Annotated in this window: 6 protein-coding genes; all 6 read left to right on the top strand. The window is 42.0% G+C overall.

The features are described 5' to 3' along the window. The first annotated feature begins 182 nt into the window (after nucleotides 1-182). The 6 genes from AAA970_RS23900 (at nucleotide 183) to AAA970_RS23875 (ending at nucleotide 19,077) form a co-directional block, all read left to right on the top strand. Complete coding sequence (locus AAA970_RS23900) at nucleotides 183-5,027, top strand: hybrid sensor histidine kinase/response regulator transcription factor (RefSeq protein WP_338239412.1); 4,845 nt, start codon at nucleotides 183-185, stop codon at nucleotides 5,025-5,027. A gap of 880 nt (nucleotides 5,028-5,907) precedes the next feature. Further along, a complete protein-coding gene (locus tag AAA970_RS23895) occupies nucleotides 5,908-8,631 on the top strand; it encodes a GH116 family glycosyl hydrolase (RefSeq protein ID WP_338239411.1) in 2,724 nt (907 codons plus the stop codon). A gap of 68 nt (nucleotides 8,632-8,699) precedes the next feature. After that, nucleotides 8,700-10,562 carry a glycoside hydrolase family 97 protein gene (locus AAA970_RS23890; protein WP_338239410.1) on the top strand — a complete coding sequence of 621 codons (1,863 nt, stop codon included), beginning with the start codon at nucleotides 8,700-8,702 and terminating at the stop codon, nucleotides 10,560-10,562. A 10-nt stretch (nucleotides 10,563-10,572) separates the two neighbouring features. Continuing rightward, the gene (locus tag AAA970_RS23885) at nucleotides 10,573-12,144 is read left to right on the top strand and encodes a glycoside hydrolase family 28 protein (protein WP_338239409.1); all 1,572 of its coding nucleotides are present in this window, start codon (nucleotides 10,573-10,575) and stop codon (nucleotides 12,142-12,144) included. A gap of 77 nt (nucleotides 12,145-12,221) precedes the next feature. Beyond that, entirely contained in the window at nucleotides 12,222-14,654 is a 2,433-nt protein-coding gene (locus AAA970_RS23880; RefSeq protein WP_338239408.1) for a glycoside hydrolase family 2 TIM barrel-domain containing protein, read from the top strand. Nucleotides 14,655-14,883: 229 nt separating this feature from the next. After that, nucleotides 14,884-19,077, top strand: a complete 4,194-nt coding sequence (locus tag AAA970_RS23875) for a fibronectin type III domain-containing protein (RefSeq protein ID WP_338239407.1) — start codon at nucleotides 14,884-14,886, stop codon at nucleotides 19,075-19,077. Nucleotides 19,078-19,351 lie beyond the last annotated feature (274 nt).

Here is a 19,351-nt window from a genome sequence, read left to right as displayed (position 1 = left end):
GATTTTCGCCTTTTTCTTTATCCGTATTTCTGTACTCCATTCCGGCTAAAAATACGGCATTTCACTCTTCCTGAGGGGTAAAAAATAGAAAAACCAACAAAAAAAGAGGAATTCTGTACGGGGCCTTTTGACAAAAGTAAAAAAATCAACATTTATGTATTGTACTCAATTTTTTAGCTTTTATGAGACGATGCATACTCACCCTATTTTTTTGGGTCTCTTTGATTTTTTCTTATGCGCAAAGCATCCGATATGAGAAAATTCTGGAAGAGGCTACCTATAAAATTCAACGTGCAAATAAAATTTTGCAGGACAAACTGGGCTATGTCTGGATTGCTTCCAGCAACAGGCTTCACCAATATGATGGCTATAAGCTGAGAACTTTTGAATATCTTCCCAATGATCCCGATGGTATCCATGGTTCCTGGATTACCAATATGGTGAATGACAGTCAGGGGAGAATTTGGATTCAGTATGCCACGGGTGGGATGGATTGTTATGATCCGGTCACGGATAGTTTCACCTTTATCACGGAGGCGGATGGGATTTCCACGAAACATCTCTCCCAAAATGATCAATCCTTACTCGAGACAAAGGATGGTAATATTTGGTTATGCACCAATAAAGGATTAAACCTATTTACAGTTAATGGGGAGATCAGGCATTATTTGAAGTCGGCCAAAGGGCTGCCCACCAATGTTGTGAATTGCCTGATGGAGGATAGTGCCGGTCTGCTTTGGATTGGCACCGAGCAGGGGCTCACCTGCTTTGACCGGGAAAAAGATGAACTTCGAAACTTCAATGACGATCCCCGAAATGCCCCTTTCAGCCAGACAGATATTGCCAAAATATATGAAGACAGCAGGGGAGACCTGTGGGTTGCCGGCGCATACAATGGGGTGATGAATATTACCCTGAATAAAAAAGGATTTCCGATAAATGCTAAAGCATATCGTTTTCATCCACTGAAAGATCATGACGATATTTTATTTATTCAGGAAGTTGAGAATGTGGTTTATATCGGGACCAACACCGGCCTTTATGCCAAAGCGCATCATCAGGCGAATTTTCAGGAGCTGTGGAGTGGCATTGCCGAGAATTTTGTAGTCGATAATGCGCAACGGATATGGGTGAGTGGCAGGCCGAACACCAATATATTGCTGGTAAAAAAAGGGAAGGTGTTGGAGCATCTAAGCCTGGACCAGGATCATCCATATAATGACCGCATCATGTCGATGACTTTATTGGAGGATAACAATATTTTAATCGGCACCGAATGGAAAGGAATCTATAAAATAAATGTAGATCAGAAACCATTTTATACCATACCTCATTTTTACAGTAATGCTAAACTTGATCTGACCCATATCTATAGCATTACCAATCAGGGAGACCTGCTTTGGCTAGCCACCCAAAAGGGCCTGACTTCCTTTAATTTGAAAAGCCAGGAAAGAAAAGATTTTTTCTCCGATCGAGGAAGTATTTCGGTCATCACCAAGTCCTGGGATGGGGGACTATGGATAGGTCTTTTTAATGGGAAATTATTTAAATATTATCCGGAAACGGGTGAAGAAATCGCTTATCAAAATGATCCTGCTCAACCTCATTATTTTGAGGGATGGTCTGTACGGGACATTAAAGAAGATGAGGAAGGTAACCTATGGGTCAGTGCGCATAACCACGGACTCTTCTTCCTGAAAAAAGGATCGGATCATTTTGAGAAATATACAGAGGAGGGAAAACCAGGCTATCGGCTTTTAACCAATAGAACGCTACAAATATTGCTGAGCAGCGACGGCGACGTTTACGTGGGGTCGGTCATGGGTTTAAATAAACTGAATCCCAGAAGTGGGGAGATTAGCGTCTATTCTTATGATGAAAACCAACAGCAGGAGGGCGGTATTCAATCCAATTATATCCGAATGCTTTATGAGGATCAAAAACAAAGGATCTGGGTAGGGACGAGCTCCGGGCTCCACCTGCTGGATAGTAAAACAGGGCAATTTACTTTATATGACGAATCCGATGGACTAACAGAGAACTCCGTGAAAGCTATTTTCGAGGATCGCAATGGTCAATTCTGGATCACGACTGATTATGGAATTTCCCTATTCAATGAAAAGGAAAACAAATGGCAAAGCTTTTATAAGGAGGATGGTTTACATGACAATCATTTTTATACCAATTCCATGTGGTATGATCAGGAAAAAGCATTTATTTACTTTGGTGGAAGGGAAGGGCTAACTTATTTTGATCCCACCAAAATTGTCAACAATGAAAATGAGGCAGTGGCCCGGATCTCCGGTTTGAAAATAAATGGCCAAAAAGTAGGCGTCTATGATACTTTAAAGTCTGGTTTTATCATGAATAAAACGATTAATTTTATTGATAAAATTGTTTTAAATCATGATGAAACATTATTAGAGTTTATATTATCTTCTATCCATTTTGCCTCTCCTCTTAAAAACCAAATTGAATACCGGATCGCTGCTGTAGATCCACAATGGCGAAAAGCTACGGACTCTCATTTGGCCTTATATAATAGTCTGCCTGCCGGGAATCATACCCTGATGGTCAGGGTATCCAATAATGATGGCCTTTGGTCTGAAGAAATGGCCACAATGGAAATCGTGGTGCTGGCTCCCTGGTGGGAAAGTTGGTGGTTCAGGTGTGGGGTGATGATTATCCTGGGTATAATCGTTCTAGTATATTTTAGATATAAAAAATATAAACAATTAATCAATGAGCGATTCCTCAAATCTGAGGTGGAAAAGCAGACCAAGGCATTGAAGGCGAGTAATGATGAATTATTGGTGAGACAAAATGAAATTATCAAAAGTCATCAGGAAATAGATCGCCAAAGAGAGGATTTATTGGAGAAGAATCAACGCATTGAGCTTTTACAAAGCTTCGGATATAAAATTACGTCTTCCATTGATATCAATGTGATTTTTGATCAGTTATCTCAGGAGCTTTCTGAACTCATCGGGGCAGACCGACTGATGTTGGGACACCTCAATTATGAAAACAATACCATTGAATTTTGGGGGCGGGATCAGGAAAGTGGGGCTATTATTAAAGAAATTGTGTCCCGAACGGAAATCTCCAGGCTTTCGGTGTATGCGGTGCAATTAAACGAGGCCTTACTCGTTGACAATATTGGTAAAGAGGCTGCAGTACGGCTTAGTGCTCCGGATCAGAAATATGAGCAGTTGGATTGGTCCGGAATATACCAACCCCTTTCGATGAAAGGCCGCAAGACCATTGGTATTTTAGTAGCTCAAAATACGCAGCCTAATCAGTTTACGGCGGAACATGTGGAACTACTTAAGCACATGGGTAATTTTATTACCATTGCGATGGAAAATGCCATTTCCTATGAGCAAATTCAGCTTCAGGCCGATTCGCTGAAAGAGCTATCTCAAAAAAATGATCGCTTTTTCACAGAAATTTCTCATGAATTAAAAACACCGCTATCGCTTATCCTCAGCCCGGTACAGGAGCTGCTTCGTTCTTCTAAAGAATTTTCCCTGAACGAAAAAAATGTATTGACCCTCATTGAGAAAAATGCCAAGAGATTACAGCGCCTGGTGACTCAAATTCTGGAAATTAAAAGAGCGGAGGTCGGGATGTCTAAATTGCAGGTTAGTGAAAATGATTATGTCGAGGTCGTCTCTTCTATCGTTTCCTCTTTTCAATGGATGGCCAAAGAAAAAGAGATTTCCCTTAATCTGGAAACACAGGTCGAAGGGGCGCATAGTATTTTTGATTTGGATAAAGTAGAAAAGATTTTCTTCAATCTGATTAATAATGCCATCAAATATACTTATAAAAAAGGGAAGGTAACGATCATGATGAATACCATAAGCCAACAGGATCGCTCCTATATTGTGATCGAAGTCAAAGATAACGGAATGGGTATTCCCGCCCATGATGTGGATAAAGTCTTTGATCGATATTATAGAAGTGAATTGGTGGATGTAGGCCAAAATGGAACAGGCATTGGCTTATCTTTAGTCAAACACCTAGTGGAGTTGCATCATGGGAGTATTTCGGTCAGCAGTAATGCGGACAATGGGGCCCAGGATCGGGGAACGGTTTTTACCGTTACGCTTCCTATTGAACATAATGTATCTGTTTCCTGTGCAGTACAGGATGCGACCCTACCAAATTTTGAAATTGAAGATTTGAAACCGGTCTCGCTTGAAAATAAACAGGACCATTTGCCTACATCTGAAAATAAGCAAAAGGTATTAATCGTAGAGGATAATGAAGAACTACGAAATTATTTAAAATCCTGCCTCCAGCATATGTGGGATATCAAAGTGGCAGGAGATGGCTATGAGGGGCTTCAGGTGGCCAAAACGGAAGCACCTGATTTGATTATTTCCGACGTCATGATGCCTAGAATGGATGGATTTAAACTGTGTAAGGCATTGAAAGAAGATGCTGCCACCGCAGCAATACCGGTAGTATTTCTAACGGCCAAAGGGGATACGGATGCCGTCAATGAAGGCTATCAGTTAGGGGTAGTGGACTATATGCAAAAGCCATTTGATATAAATATTATCAAGAAAAAAATTGAAAATATTTTAAATGTCAATTTGGGTATAAAAGAAAAAGTAAGTCAAAATAATTCTATCAATATCGATGTGCTTTCCGATTCCTCTGATGACCAGAAATTTATGAGAGAGGTGGTTAAAGTATTAGAAGACCATGTGTCGGATCCGCAATTAGATGTTTCTTTTCTAACGGAAAAATTAGGGCTGAGCAGAACCGTATTGTACGAAAAATTGCGTGGGATTTCGGGGATGTCGATCAATGAGTTTATTAAGCACTATCGAATGCAACTCGCCATTAAAATATTAAAGGAAAAAAATGTGAATGTTACGGACATTGCTACATTTGTGGGCTTTAGTGATGCCAAATATTTCAGTAAGTGTTTTAAGCGAGAATTCGGCGAAACCCCCAAGAGTTTCACTTTAAGGCAACACAGCAGAAAGTCTGAGAAAGTCGAATTAGTATAGGAAGTGTTTACCTCCACACTATTGAAGCAAAGCGCCTGCTAAAGCGCACACTATCTGGTTATTAATTTGGGCTTTTAAACACGCATAAATTCAAATTACAGGAAGCGATTTTGGATAATTTTTCGTGAATAGCGCTGCTATACACCGAGAATTATTGAGAATCGCTTTTTTAGCTCCATATTTTGATCAGGAAGTCCGGATTTAATCACCCGCTTAACTGAAATAAGTATAAAAATCCTCGTAGAGCAGCAAGGGGTAATATTGAAGGAATTTTTGCTATGTTAAGCGCAAGTTTAAGCGCCCTCCATTCGGCTGCAAATTCGAATTATTGGAAGCGATTTTGGATAATTTCTCAACAATACCGATGCTATTCTTTCCAAATAATCTTTATCGCTTCTACAATAATCAAATTTTCGCTGCGAATTTTGGCTTTTAAACTCGCTCTAAGTTTTTTTCAAGGAAACAGGTGGAGGTGAAGAAAGCAAACTGGTCCAAATTGGGGCTATTAATAAATTATTAAACAGGATAATTCTGGCTTAGAATCAAGTCTGTTAAGATGAACAACGATGTTTAGCGGCGAATCATTTGGGCAAAAACGGTTTTTGTCTGGTGAGGAGTTATTGTTTTTTGGAAAAACAAAAGGCTTCCCTGGAGCAAAATTAATCCTTGACGCCAAAGTAGTTGGAGGGGAAAATAAGTTATTTTTTCTCCTTTTTTACTAAAATTATACCCTATTCTGGCCGTATTAGGACATTTCCTGCCTGCTTTCAATGGCTCAATTTTTAAATTCAGACACTAAGTTATCCTTTTTAGATAAATCGTAAACGTTAATTTTTCGCCAAAAAGGCAATTTGCTTCCACAAGAAAAACTTATTTTTTTATGGAACGCAGAGGATTTTTAAAGAAAGGTGGTTTGGCTTTGTCCGCATTGGGTCTGTCAAATGTAGTGATGGCCAATGGACAGAAACAAGCGCCTAAGGCATGGGAAAATTTAAAGGAAATCCATGAGCACCCTCCGGTGGTAGAGGAATATAATGCTGATGGAAGGGTAAGAAGCGGAATTGCCTTAGGAGGAATAGGAACCGGATCTGTGGAATTACGCAAGGATGGGAATTTTTATAATTGGAGTATTTTTAATAATTATCCTTTTGGTGCCGGACCTGCTTTTGATTTAGCCGCATTTCCACATGCTGACCTGGAGGAGAGTCTTCAATTCTTTGTGGTACGGTATCAGGTAGAAGGAGAGGATCCTCAGATTAAACTCTTGCAAATTAATAATAGCATTCAGGAAGGTGGTCTGGAAGGGGTGATTTATTATTATCCCTGGATGTCTGCTGTACAAAATATTGAATATGCAGGGCGTTTTCCTTTTGTGAATATGCGCTATACTGATCCTGAAATGCCTTTTGATATTGAAATGAAGGCGCATGCGCCTTTTATCCCACATAATATAAAGGACTCTTCCTTGCCCATTGTATACTTTGATTTTGAGATTCATTCCAAGATTAAGAAAAAGGTAGAGGTTACCTTAGTGGCCACTCAACGCAATTTGGTCGCTTATGATCAGGTGGACAAGAAGTTTATCACCAAATTGGTAGAAGATCAGGGGTATGTGGGATTCCAGCAGTCGGTAGAAGGGGTGAAAAAGGATGCCAGTGCTTTTGGGGATATGGGGCTTACTATTAAAGGAGGAAAGACCAGTTACTTTTTGGGCTGGGAGCACCGTCACCCTTACTATGAAGAATTGTTGATTTCCGGTACACTACGGAATGTCAATGATACTGAGAATAGAAATGTAAAAACACCCGATGGAAAGACGATCGGCCGTGTGGATGGACGGGTAAATGATCAACGATGTTTTTCGTCCGTTGCGGCTACTCACCATATTAAGGCCGGGGGCAAAGCCAAGGCACAGGTGATGATGTTTTGGCATTTTCCTAATTTTTACGGCGCTTATAAAGATGATAAAAAACGTGGCCCGAATCAGCCGATCATTGGCCGTTATGAGTCCGGGCTTCAGCTGACGGAAAATTTGGGACATTACTATCAGAATTTCTTCCGTAGTACGGCAGATATTATCGCCTATGGCCATCAAAATAAGGGCCGTATGCAGCAGGCCAGCAAGCATTTTCAGCAGGGAATGTATGATACCGATATTGATCCTCAAATTTTGGATCAGGTTAATTCTCACCTGAACACTTTCATTACCTCCTCTACACTGACCAAGAGTGGGAAATACACCATTCAGGAAGGACTGACTTCCTCTCTTTCTTGGGGACCTAAAGGGACGGCAGATGTGGCCTTATATGGATCGGTGATGATCGTCAGCCTGTTCCCGGAATTGCAAAAAGCCATGATGCGCGTCCATCGTGACTTACAACAACCTTCCGGCGAAATTAATCATGGTATTGGATATGATCCGAATAAAACACACAACGGCACCTGGGGCGTTAGCCATCGGGTGGATTTGGTGCCGAATTATATTCAAATGGTTTTGCGTGATTATTTATTTACGCACGATAAGCAATATTTGAAGGAAATGTGGCCTTCCGTTGTCAAGGGGATAGATTATGTGCTGGAGACGCTGGATACCAGTGGGGATGGCATGCCGGATATGCATGGGATTATGTGTAGCTATGATAATTTCCCCATGCATGGATTAGCCTCCTACTTACAATCGCAATGGGTGAATACGATGCGCCTGGCGACCATTGCCGCACAGGATTTAGGAGAGAAGGCGAAGGCCAAAAAATATAAGAAGATCGCCCACAAGGGCCGTCAGCTGATGGACAGCAAACTATGGAATGGGGAGTATTACCGACTGGCCAACGATTATAAAGGGAAGAAGGGCACCGATGAGGGATGCTTGACCGACCAATTGATGGGGCAGTGGGTCGCTCACACCGTAGGGCTGGGCCACTTATTCGATCAGGAAAAAGTGCGGAAAGCTTTAGGAACCGTAATGGATTATTCTTTTATGAACAATCATTTCCTTCGTAATTGTACCTGGCCGGAACATCCCAAATTATACCCGATTGCCGAATCAGACCTTTGGGTCGATCAGGCCAATACGCCGTGGACGGGCGTAGAACTTGCCTTTGCTTCTTTCCTGATTTATGAAGGAATGGTAGAGCAAGGAGAGCAGGTGATCAAGGCAGTAGACAATCGTTACCGTAAAGCAGGATTATATTGGGATCATCAGGAATTTGGAGGTCATTATTTCCGTCCAATGTCTGCCTGGGCTATTCTAAATGCCTATGCGAGCATCAGCCTGCAAAAGGATGTGTTGACGCTGGGCAAAGACCTGCCGGCTACCAATAAAAAATACTTCTTTACCGGAGCCAATGGCGGGGCGCATTTACAGATCAAGCCCAAAGAGGGCTTACACGTTTCCTGTCATTACGGGAGCTTATCTCTGGCCGGAATAAGTTTGCAGGAACAGGAATTGAAACAGATTCATTCCATCAGCCAAAACGGAAAGGAGATCGCGTGGTCATTACAAAAGAGTAATCTTAATGATCGCACGGAATGTGCATTCGCAAAAAATATAAAATTAAACGCAGGAGATGCCATCACCATTTCCTTTAAGCAAAAACAGGTATGATAAATTCATTTTTTAAACTTTTGATGTGTTGCGGTCTCTCTATTTGTTTGGCGGCATGCAGCGCAGTAATGAAACAGGATCAGTGGTCAGTTGATGCACCTGATGGAGGCCTTACGGTAAATTTTAAGCTTGACGAAGGGAAAGTCTTTTACCAAATAGAAGCTAAATCCACAGAAATTATGCCCTGGGCCTCTTTGGGTGCGGTGCGTTCGGATACGGATTTAAGCCAACAATTATCCTTTGTAGACTGGGCACCCATCGCCACTGACCATCAGAAAGTGGCATTGATTTCCGGTAAACAGTCGCAGTTGGATGAAAAATGTCAGTTGGCGGTTTTGCGCTTACAGAATCCTCAACAGGAAGTGATAGAAATCCATACCCGCGTATTCAATCAGGGAGTGGCTATGAAGTATCATTTCCCGGGGACATCTGAAGTGGTGGTAAAAATGCTGGAGGATAAAATGACCTTCCATTTTGGGGAGCAGGATACGGCTTTTATGCAGGTATATGATAAAATTTCACCATGGAATCCTTCCTACGAAAAGTTTTATAGAAAGGAAGAAGTGAATGCCAAAGCGATGTATAATCACGGTTGGTGTTTTCCGGCTTTATTTCAGACGAATGGTCGTTGGTTATTACTCTCCGATGCTGGGGTGAGCCGTAATTTTGCCGGTATGCACCTTACAGAAGCACAAGATGGCGTTTTTGGCCTCCGCTGGCCAGAGGAAGGGGAAGCCAATGGGCTTTATGAGCAACATCCTTCTTCTACTTTGCCATGGAGTACTTCCTGGAAAACGATTACCGTGGGACAGGATTTGAATGAGATTATTCAATCGGAGATGGTCAAATTAGTGGCTGCACCTAATCAGGTATCGGATACGGAATGGATTCGTCCGGGTAAAGCTTCCTGGAGCTGGTTATCGGATCATGATAGCCCGCAGGATTATCAGTCTTTGGTGAAGTTTGTCGATTTGGCGGCGGAGATGAATTGGGCTTATTCGTTAGTGGATGCTAACTGGAATATGATGAAGGGAGGAGATATTCACCAGCTGATTGAATATGCGAACACAAAAAATGTAGGATTATTATTATGGTATAATTCCGGAGGCCCGCATAATGAGATTACCGAGGCACCCCGAAATATCATGAACAATGCCGAAAAAAGAAGAGCTGAATTTAAAAAACTGCAGGAGTGGGGCATTAAAGGCGTGAAGGTTGATTTCTTCCAAAGTGATAAACAGGAAATCATGAAGCTGTATCAGGACATTTTGAAGGACGCAGCGGACTTTGAAATTTTGGTGAATTTCCATGGATGCGCCATTCCAAGAGGTTGGCAAAGAACTTATCCGAACCTGATGACCATGGAATCGGTATTTGGTGCCGAGGCCTATAGTTTCAGTGATGAGTATACGGAGTATGCCGCTACTGCTAATACCATTTTACCTTTTACCAGAAATGTAGTAGGGCCAATGGATTATACCCCGGTAGTTTTCACTCATTTGGAAAAGCCGCACACCACCACTTACGGCCATGAATTGGCGCTTAGTGTGGTTTTTGAATCCGGCTTGCAGCATATGGGAGATGCGGTGGAAGGCTATATGGCGTTGCCAAAATATGCCCAGCAATTTTTACGCGAGGTGCCTAACGTCTGGGATGAAACCCGTCTGGTGGAAGGCTATCCTGGTAAGGAAATTATTTTGGCCAGAAGAAAGGGTGACCGTTGGTTTATCGGTGGATTGAATGGGGAAAATGTGGGGAAAACTTTCCAATTGGATCTTTCATTTATAGACGGTGCTCAGGAATGGAATATCATCACGGATGGGCCGGATGTCGCCAGTTTTATGCATTCCCAAACACAAGAGAAAAATTTCGAAATTCAGGTATTACCTAAGGGAGGATTTGTTATTTCAAGTCAAAAAATCGCATCTTAATAAGAGGAATATGAAAAAAATAAGCTTCTTATTTTGTATATCACTTTTATATTTAGGATCCTGCCAGCGTGTGCAGGAAGAAGATCCTTTTGTTAAAGGGGTAGCAAATGTAATGGAGAAAATCGCCCCTCCGAAAATTGAGGGGCCAAGTATCCTGTTGACCGAATTTAGCGGACAGCTGCCTGATGCCAACGGTACTTATGATTTTCGTTCGGATATTCAGGCTGCAATAGACAGTCTTTCTGCTATGGGTGGTGGTCACCTCATTTTCAATAATACGCTGGGATCCGAATCATGGATCAAATGGACAGAGGTATATCGTTGTAAGGGGCCTATAAATTTAAAAAGTAATGTTGCACTGGGTTTTGATCCCAGTACGGTTTTGCATTTTGAATTTGCACCGGAAGCTTATTTGGGTGAAGATGGTAAAGGCGTGTTACGACGATATGAAGGGACGATGATGTACAGTTTTTCTCCTTTGATATATGGCTTCAATATTGAAAATGTGAAACTTTACAGCACCAGTAAAAATGGGGCGAGTCCCATCATTACCGGAGATGGAGAACTTTGGCTGGAATGGCAGCAGGTAGGTCGTAAGTCACGTATAGATCGCGGTTTATTGCCTTCCAATATGTTATTGAAAAAAGTCAATGTTGACGGGGTTCCGGTGGCCGATCGGGTATTTAATGATGTCAAAGAAGATTTCTACCGACCACAGCTGTTTTCTTTGTATTTTTCTAAAAATATTTTGGTGGATGGCATCAAATTCCAAGATTCTCCATTCTGGATGATCAATCCGGTTTTTTGTCAGAATTTGACTTTTCAGAATTTAATTCTGGATGGAAAGATCGTCAATAATGATGGCATTGACCCGGATGGTTGTGAAGGGGTTTTGATTCAGAATGTACTTTTTGACACTCATGATGATAATATTGCGATTAAGTCGGGAAGAGATCGGGAAGCTCGTGAAGGCGTGGCAGTTGAGGGGACAGAAATGGCGAAGCTGAACTCTCCCTTTATTCGAGATGGGTTGGTGGGTAACAATAAGACCAAGCATGTTTTCATTCGAAATTGTCATTTCAAAAACCATTATGCTATCTGTATTGGTAGTGAAATCGGAGCGGGTGCTCAGCACATTTATGCTTTGGACAACTACGCACTTCAGGATGTAAAAATGGGGGTGTTTTTGAAGAGTAATCGCACCAGAGGTGGGGTGATAGAGGATGTTTATGTTCGAAACTTTAAAATAAACGAGATCGGTAAAGATGCGATTTGTATTATCTCTAATTATGATAATGATTCCACCAGTCCTTACCCCACCATGTTTAAAAATATAAGCATTGAAAACATGGAGGTGAATCATTCCGCTACCGGCGTTCGGATTTATGGTTGGGCTGACGCCGTTTTAGAGAATATTAAACTGAAAAACATCCATATCCAATCTACTGATTCGAATAAACCTGTATTAGAATATAACTTTGTTCGGGATTTATCGCTGGAGAATGTGAGCATAGGAAATCAGCAATTTGATTATAAAGAGTCTAGAATTGTGAAGGGGGAAAATGCCCCGCAGCAATTATAGTTGGGGAGTAATTTTACTTAATGATGAATTTGAGGAGGAGGGTTGGGGGACCTTCCTCTTTTTTTATGATCTTGAAAATGGAAAAGTACTTACTATTAGGAATATGCTTGTTTTTTAGTTTAAATGTTAAAGCGCAGGAATCTCTTTTTGCAGGAAAAAATAATTTTAATAATGATTGGCAATTCACGCTTAACGAAGGGGCTAGCCTCAGGGGAATCCATCAGTTGGAGGAGGGGTGGCAGCAGGTCCAATTGCCTCATGATTGGTCTATTGGTGGGGAATTTTCACAGATAAATGAGACCGGCGCCGGTGGCGGATATTTACCTGCAGGTATTGGTTGGTACCGAAAAGTTTTTAGGTTGGAGGAACAGCTGAAGGACAATAAAATTTTTATTCGATTCGACGGCGTCTTTAGCAATAGTGAAGTATGGATTAACGGGCATTCTCTGGGGCAATATCCTTACGGATACAGCACTTTTGAATATGATTTGACTCCCTATTTAAAATTTGGGAAAAAAAACCGGATTTTCGTTCGGGCTGATAATCATCGGCAACCGGCTTCGCGATGGTACACCGGTGCTGGTATATATCGCAACACCTGGTTGATTGTTAAAGAAAAAACGCATTTCCGGGAGGCAGATAGCTTTATTACCTTTGGTGAGGTGAGTGCAGATCAGGCAGTGGTACATGTTCAGGCGGGAATTGTTTCGAATGTTTTCCCGGGCTCTGATTTCCAATGGTGGCGTAAAAATCCTCAGGCCAATACCCGTGTTACCAGTGCTTTTAGGGTTGACTTTCATTTATTGGATGCAATGGGGAATCAGGTGGCTTCTGCTACCGTTGAAGATTCCTTAAAGGATTTCTCCTCTGCGAAAGTGAACACCTCCTTATGGGTTGATCAGCCTGCTTTGTGGTCAGCCGCAGATCCGAATTTGTATCAGCTACAAATGATTTTACATCTTGAAAATCAACCGATGGATACTTTGCATTATTCGGTGGGTATACGAACGGTGAATTTTGATGTAGAAAAAGGCATGTTGGTGAATGGAATACCTACCCAACTGAAGGGGGGTTGCTTACATCAGGATGCGGGTCCTTTTGGTGTGGCTGTGCCAGTGGAGCTATGGCGGTATCGACTTCAGAATTTAAAAGAAATGGGCTGTAATGCCATCCGTCCGAGTCACCATCCTTTCGCGCCTGAATTTTATGCGCTATGCAATGAGATGGGCTTTTATGTGATGGATGAGGCTTTTGATGAGTGGAAGTGTGGCAACCATTGGGGAGTAACTGAGGATTTATCGGGCAAGGTACCTTACGGCTATCATCGTCATTTTGAGCAATGGGCTGAGACGGATCTGCGGGCGATGATATTACGGGATCGGAATCACCCCTGTGTAGTAATGTATAGTATTGGTAATGAAATTCCGGATCAGCGGAAAGTGGAAGGTGCAGAAACAGCCAAAAAACTGGTGGCGCTCTGTCACCAATATGATAGTACTCGCCTGGTAACTGCAGGCTGTGATTTTGTAGCCGAAGCCAATGCCAGTGGGTTTATGGATGCGCTGGATATTGCAGGTTACAATTACGTTGGCCGTTATACAGATCGGGCGATGTACCAACCTGAAAAGGCGAAGTATCCGAACCGATTATTTGTGGGCACAGAAACTTTTCATGATGAATATTATTGGTCAGGTGTCAAGCATTCCCCATTTGTTATCGGAGAATTCGTTTGGTCCGGATATGATTATTTGGGGGAAGCCGGAAAGTGGCCCAAAAGAGGGTGGGATGCCGGCATTATCAGCATGGCTGAGCACAATCGTCCTGAATATTACCTGAGAAAAGCCTATTGGTCGGACGAAGCAGTGGTGCGATTAGCCGTTGAAAATTACCCCAATCCAGATATTACTGATTGGCACCCAGCCAATGTGATTTCCCATTGGAACTGGAAATGGAAAAAAGGGTACCTCAGCAATGTTTTTGTGTATTCCAATTGTGATTCTATTGTAGTGCAGCAGGATGGTCAAAACATCTATGAGGCGAAACGGTCCACTGATCAGTATCAAATCCCTCTTAAAGTGCACTACAAGCCTGGTAGCTTGACAGCATTGGCTTACAATAAGGGGAAGCTGGTGGGAGAACATCAATTACAAACTGCCGGCCGGCCCGTAGATTTTAGCCTGAAGTTGAATAAGGAGCGTCTGCTTGCAAACAGCGATGACTTGGCCTTACTATTTATTTCGTTGGAAGATGCTGAGGGAATTATCGTGCCTGACCAGGAACATCGATTTCAGGTAAAAGTCAAAGGAAGCGGCAAATTATTAGGACTGGAGTCCGGGGATCAATATTGTCATGAGTCCTATACTGCCAATACCAAAAGTACGCTGAATGGTCGGCTTACTGCATTTATCGGTTATGAAGGAAAACAAGCGCATCCAATAGAGATAGAAATAACCGATATTGATAACGGAAAGCAAAAAAACATTACCATAAATATCGATCAATACCTTTAAATAGAAAGACCCTCAGGGGTCTTTTTTTTATTCCTATAAATGAGTGGTTTATGGGTTTTTGATAGCGTAAAAATGACACGATTACAGACAAAAATTGCCCTCGGGAATTGCATTTTAACATTACTTTGAAATCAATATTTTTTAGTGATTTAATTTAAATGCTATGATTTTTACAAATACCAATCTCAACCGGTATCTACTTATTCTTTTTATAATAACTTCCTCCTTTATGGCAAAGGCTCAGGAAATTATTCAGTGGGAATTTCAGGATATGAATGGTGCTGCAAGCAGTACTGCCATTAGCCATGCGGAAGGGATTACCGTGAGTGAAATGACTTTAGGGCAGGGACTAGAACCAATTAATTACCGATCCCATGGGTTTACGGCTAAATTTCAGGAAGCACTGACCTTACAAGAGGCGTTGGATAAAGGTGAATATTTCACTTTTACGGTAACGCCTGAAGAAGGAAAGGTATTTTCCCTGAGCAATATTGACCTAAGGCCGGTAAGCCAAAATATGGAGCGTAATTTTGCCCTATTATCCAGTGTTAATGGTTTTGATACGGAAAAGGTGCTGGCTACATTTGCTATGCAAGGTAATGGAGACAACCCGCGACAAATCATGACGGTAAACGATCACCAAAACCTTTTTGAGCCCGTAGAATTTCGGATTTATATTTATGGAGTTAACGATAAATATACAGCCGTGGGCTTTGGCCTTGGTGAGGGTATGGACTTCATTGCCAATGGTGAAGTAGCTGAAAACAATAACTATTTAAATATTGATGCTTCTTCCTTTTCATTTCCAAGTGAGGGAGCCACCCAATCGATGGAAATTTCATCGAATGTAAGTTGGTTTATCACCAATACCACCCCATGGTTGTCGATTAGCCCGATGAGTGGAACCGGAGATGCCACACTGTCGATTGTCGCAGCTGCTAATCCGCTGATCGAGCGCTCAGGGTCTTTCACCATTAAGGGGAATGGCGAAACGAAGCTAATTCAGGTACAGCAAGCAGAAAATCTTGATTTTATTAATAATCCGGCCACCTTTACCTTGCCGGAAGTGGTACGCCTCAATCAACATCAAAGTCAGCAATATTTTTTGATAAGTAACCTAAAGGAAGATCCTCAGGGGGAACTTAGTTTCGAGGTAACTTTTGATGATGCTGATTTTGCAGAGCTCCAAGAAGTACAATATACAGCCAATAGCAGATTTGCCGTAGCCATCGTCAATCTGAAAAAAGGGGAAGGAAGCACAATGGTGAATGTTACAGTTGATGCTGGAGAATCGACTTTTTCTCAAAGTACCCATGTAGAGGTAACAGATTACGATGCGAAGGGATGGGCATTTTCCATGTATGATATAGAATTCTGGAAGGAAGAATATCCTACCGAACTAACCGCATCGGTTTATGAGGAGATCACTCCTAATTCTATTATGCCTTATGATGAGCTAAATTGGGATGACATCCCGCTGACTGTAGGGATTATTGGCGGGCAGAAAAAAGACGATTTCTTTACTGCTACGCTCACGGGTTACATCACCCCTCCGGTAAGTGGAAATTATAAGTTTCATTTGTATGCACATGAACCGGGACGAGTATTTTTCAGTGAAACAACGGAGTTACAAAGAGATCGATTTATGCTTTATGATAAGCATGATATAGATTCACCAGTATCCGATGATATCTATCTTGAAAAAGGAAAAGTATATGGTATTTATTGTAGCCACCACCAGGTGGTGGGGCCACCTCGCTTTCAATTGATGTGGAGTAGCACGGATGCTAATATCAACGAACAATTAATTCCTGCTACCTATACTTATCATTCATGGGACGATGAATTGCCAAGTACACCAACGGATTTAAAAACAGATATTATCGAAACCCACCAGGCACATGTAAGCTGGACGGCAGCAACTGATAACAAAAAAGTGGTGGGTTATAATATTTACCTCAATGGAATGCTAATGGCTCATGCCAAGGATACGGAGTATGTGATCACTGATCTGGAGGCTGAAACACATTATGCGCTGGCTGTAACCGCCCTGGATGCTTTGGGAAATGAATCCTTGATTTCAAATATTGAGACTTTTACAACTTATCAACAAGACTTGCTACCACCTACGCCTCCTACAGCGTTGAACCTTGATCAAAGTTCAGGGGTGTCCGTGAAGGTGAGTTGGAGCGGTGCCCAAGATCAGGAAACGACCGTGGTGGGATATTACCTTTATGTAGATGGTAATTTGTACAGTCAGGATCGTGTAAAGGCCAGCTCTGCCGTATTAACCAATCTTAAGCCGGAGCAAAGTTATGATATTGAGATTGTTGCTGTGGATGCTTCAGGTAATGAATCTGTTAAAAGTAAAGTCTTCTCTTTTAGCACTACTACTTTTGACCCTAACTTCACAGAATTCGGAGCCAAGGTTGCGGCCCTTCATTTATTGCCTGAACCGATTGCCTACAATACGGGTATCGGGATTAATGGTCCTTACTATGATGGTTCTCTAACTCGCAACGAGGATATTCGACGGGTATGTATGGAAATGGAACCGAAAAATATCAGATGGGGGGCGATTACAGCCAATTCAATCTCATTTGCAGCCTCTACAGGAGTGGATAAAGTAGCCACCTATGGAGAGGTGATGGAACTTTGTGTGGAAACCGATGCCGCCTTTTCTTTGGTGGTAGGGGTGTCTAATTCGGTGGATTATATGACGGATTCTGAAGCGACATTCATTAAATTAATGGATTATGTCGCTGGGGATAGCAGTACGCCCGGAGGACAGCTAAGAGCCGCTGAGGGCTATGAAGACCCATTTTTACCCCAATTGCCTGCCTTTGTGATTGAGTTGGGAAATGAAGTGTGGGGGGGAGATGCGCACAGGGCGGAAATTGGTAAGAATTATGCGGAATATGCCAAATGGTGTCGTGAGATGGCGGCTATTATCAAGGCACATCCGGCTTATGATCCAGAGAAGATTAAAATTGTGTACTCTGGAAGATATCCGGATAAGGAGAGTAGTGGAGACAAAAACAAGCAGGTTTTATCCGGTGATAATGGCGCATTGGATGTGTTGGGTGTTTCAGGGTATTTAGGGGGAGATTTCCGCTATGACAATACGATTGGTCCAGAGGGCAGTGAACTCAATTATTATAAAAATCGATATGCTTTTTTTGCTAAACGTTTCCACGGTATTATTGAAACACTTTATGTGGACATGTTCCGTTTCGGTAAGCATGTAATGCCGATGTACGCTTATGAAACCAATGCGACGACAAGTTCTTATAATGGTAAATTGGGGCAGGCCTTACTGATTTCTGACTATGCTTTCAGTATGAATCGATTAGGAGGAATTTATCCCACCTTGTTTCATCTGACCAATGGAGAGTGGAGAATTACCAACGCGGAAGCGGGCTATTCACCGCGACCGCTGTATTCCGTTGCACAATTATTGAATCAGCATACCGTAGGTGATGTCTTGAACGCTACGGTGGAAACAGGGGCGAGTCTGAAAAATGCGGCAGGTGAGGCTTATGAGTTTGACCCGATCGGGCAACATTTTTATAAAAACGTGAACGGTAAGTATGTTATTGCTTTGTTTAGCCGTGATTTTGAATCTGATTACACCGTTCAGCTTAATATTCCTTCGGAAATTTTGAGTGGGGAGGTGAACGCAGATTTCTATGAATTGTCCGGGAATAGTTTTAGTAGTTCGGAAACGACACTCAACGTTAGCAACGCAAAGATTAAAGACGGACAATTGATTCAACTGAAAAAGCACAGCCTTTTGATCATTGAATTTGAAGGGGAGGACTTTGCCTATGATCCCTATGCCATTGGGGATTTTAAATATTTGAGATCCAATGCCAGTATTGAACTCGAACCCTACACTGATCCTAATATTACCGAGAACAAAGGGGAGGTGTATGTAAGAATTAAAGGTAACCCTGAGGATTTCTTCAATGACGATAATGTGGAGTGGGAAGCACAGATGGAGGATGGAATGGCCGTTGAAAATCAAAAAATAGGGATGGTATTGCATGTAAAGTCGGAGGGACAATGTGAATCCAATGGAGAAGTAACCCTTTCAGCTTCTATCTTCCCCGATGGGGAGGAAAAAAAGAGCACCTTAGTGGTTGCTATCAGTAATCAGGGGAATTGTGATGCGCTTTCATCGGAAGAAGGGCAGCAGAAAATCCATATCGCACCTAACCCGGTAACCGATTATTTGAGCATTAAAATGGAAGATCAGCAGGCTTATACCTTAAAAATATTTAATAACCAGGGACTTTTGTTGAAGGACCAAGAAAAGCAAGACGATGCTCGCGTATATGTCGGGGACTTAAGTCAGGGGGTTTATTTCCTTCAGGTGACCAGTGGTCAGGCCATACATACGGTCAAATTTATAAAAAAATAGTAGGTTATATTCGGCCGTGGGGAAACCCGCGGCTCTTTTCCCCGCTCAATAAGCATTCCGTCATTGATGCTTCTAATGCATGGATTATCCCACTGTAACATTCACCAGCGTTTGAACTGTTACTTTTTTTCAATAATTAAAATGGGAGCCTGGTCATTCGATCAGGCTTTTTTTTGGCCTAATGCAGGAGACATTGGGCTATTTGCTCGCAAAGGGTTAAAAATTACGCGTTTTTAGATTTTTTCACCCCTACTCCAGACCGAGGAAAGATTAG

The sequence above is a fragment of the Persicobacter diffluens genome (genome assembly GCF_036244895.1).
Taxonomy (GTDB): Bacteria; Bacteroidota; Bacteroidia; order Cytophagales; family Cyclobacteriaceae; genus Persicobacter; species Persicobacter diffluens.
The sequence above is the reverse complement of the archived record's forward strand: the minus strand, read 5'-3'. Positions and strand labels throughout refer to the sequence as shown.

Coding starts and splice junctions, on each gene's coding strand:
- AAA970_RS23895 (WP_338239411.1), top strand. CDS start 5,908: ATGGAACGCAGAGGATTTTTAAAGAAAGGTGGTTTGGCTTTGTCCGCA.
- AAA970_RS23890 (WP_338239410.1), top strand. CDS start 8,700: ATGAAACAGGATCAGTGGTCAGTTGATGCACCTGATGGAGGCCTTACG.
- AAA970_RS23880 (WP_338239408.1), top strand. CDS start 12,222: ATGGAAAAGTACTTACTATTAGGAATATGCTTGTTTTTTAGTTTAAAT.
- AAA970_RS23875 (WP_338239407.1), top strand. CDS start 14,884: ATGGCAAAGGCTCAGGAAATTATTCAGTGGGAATTTCAGGATATGAAT.
- AAA970_RS23885 (WP_338239409.1), top strand. CDS start 10,573: ATGAAAAAAATAAGCTTCTTATTTTGTATATCACTTTTATATTTAGGA.
- AAA970_RS23900 (WP_338239412.1), top strand. CDS start 183: ATGAGACGATGCATACTCACCCTATTTTTTTGGGTCTCTTTGATTTTT.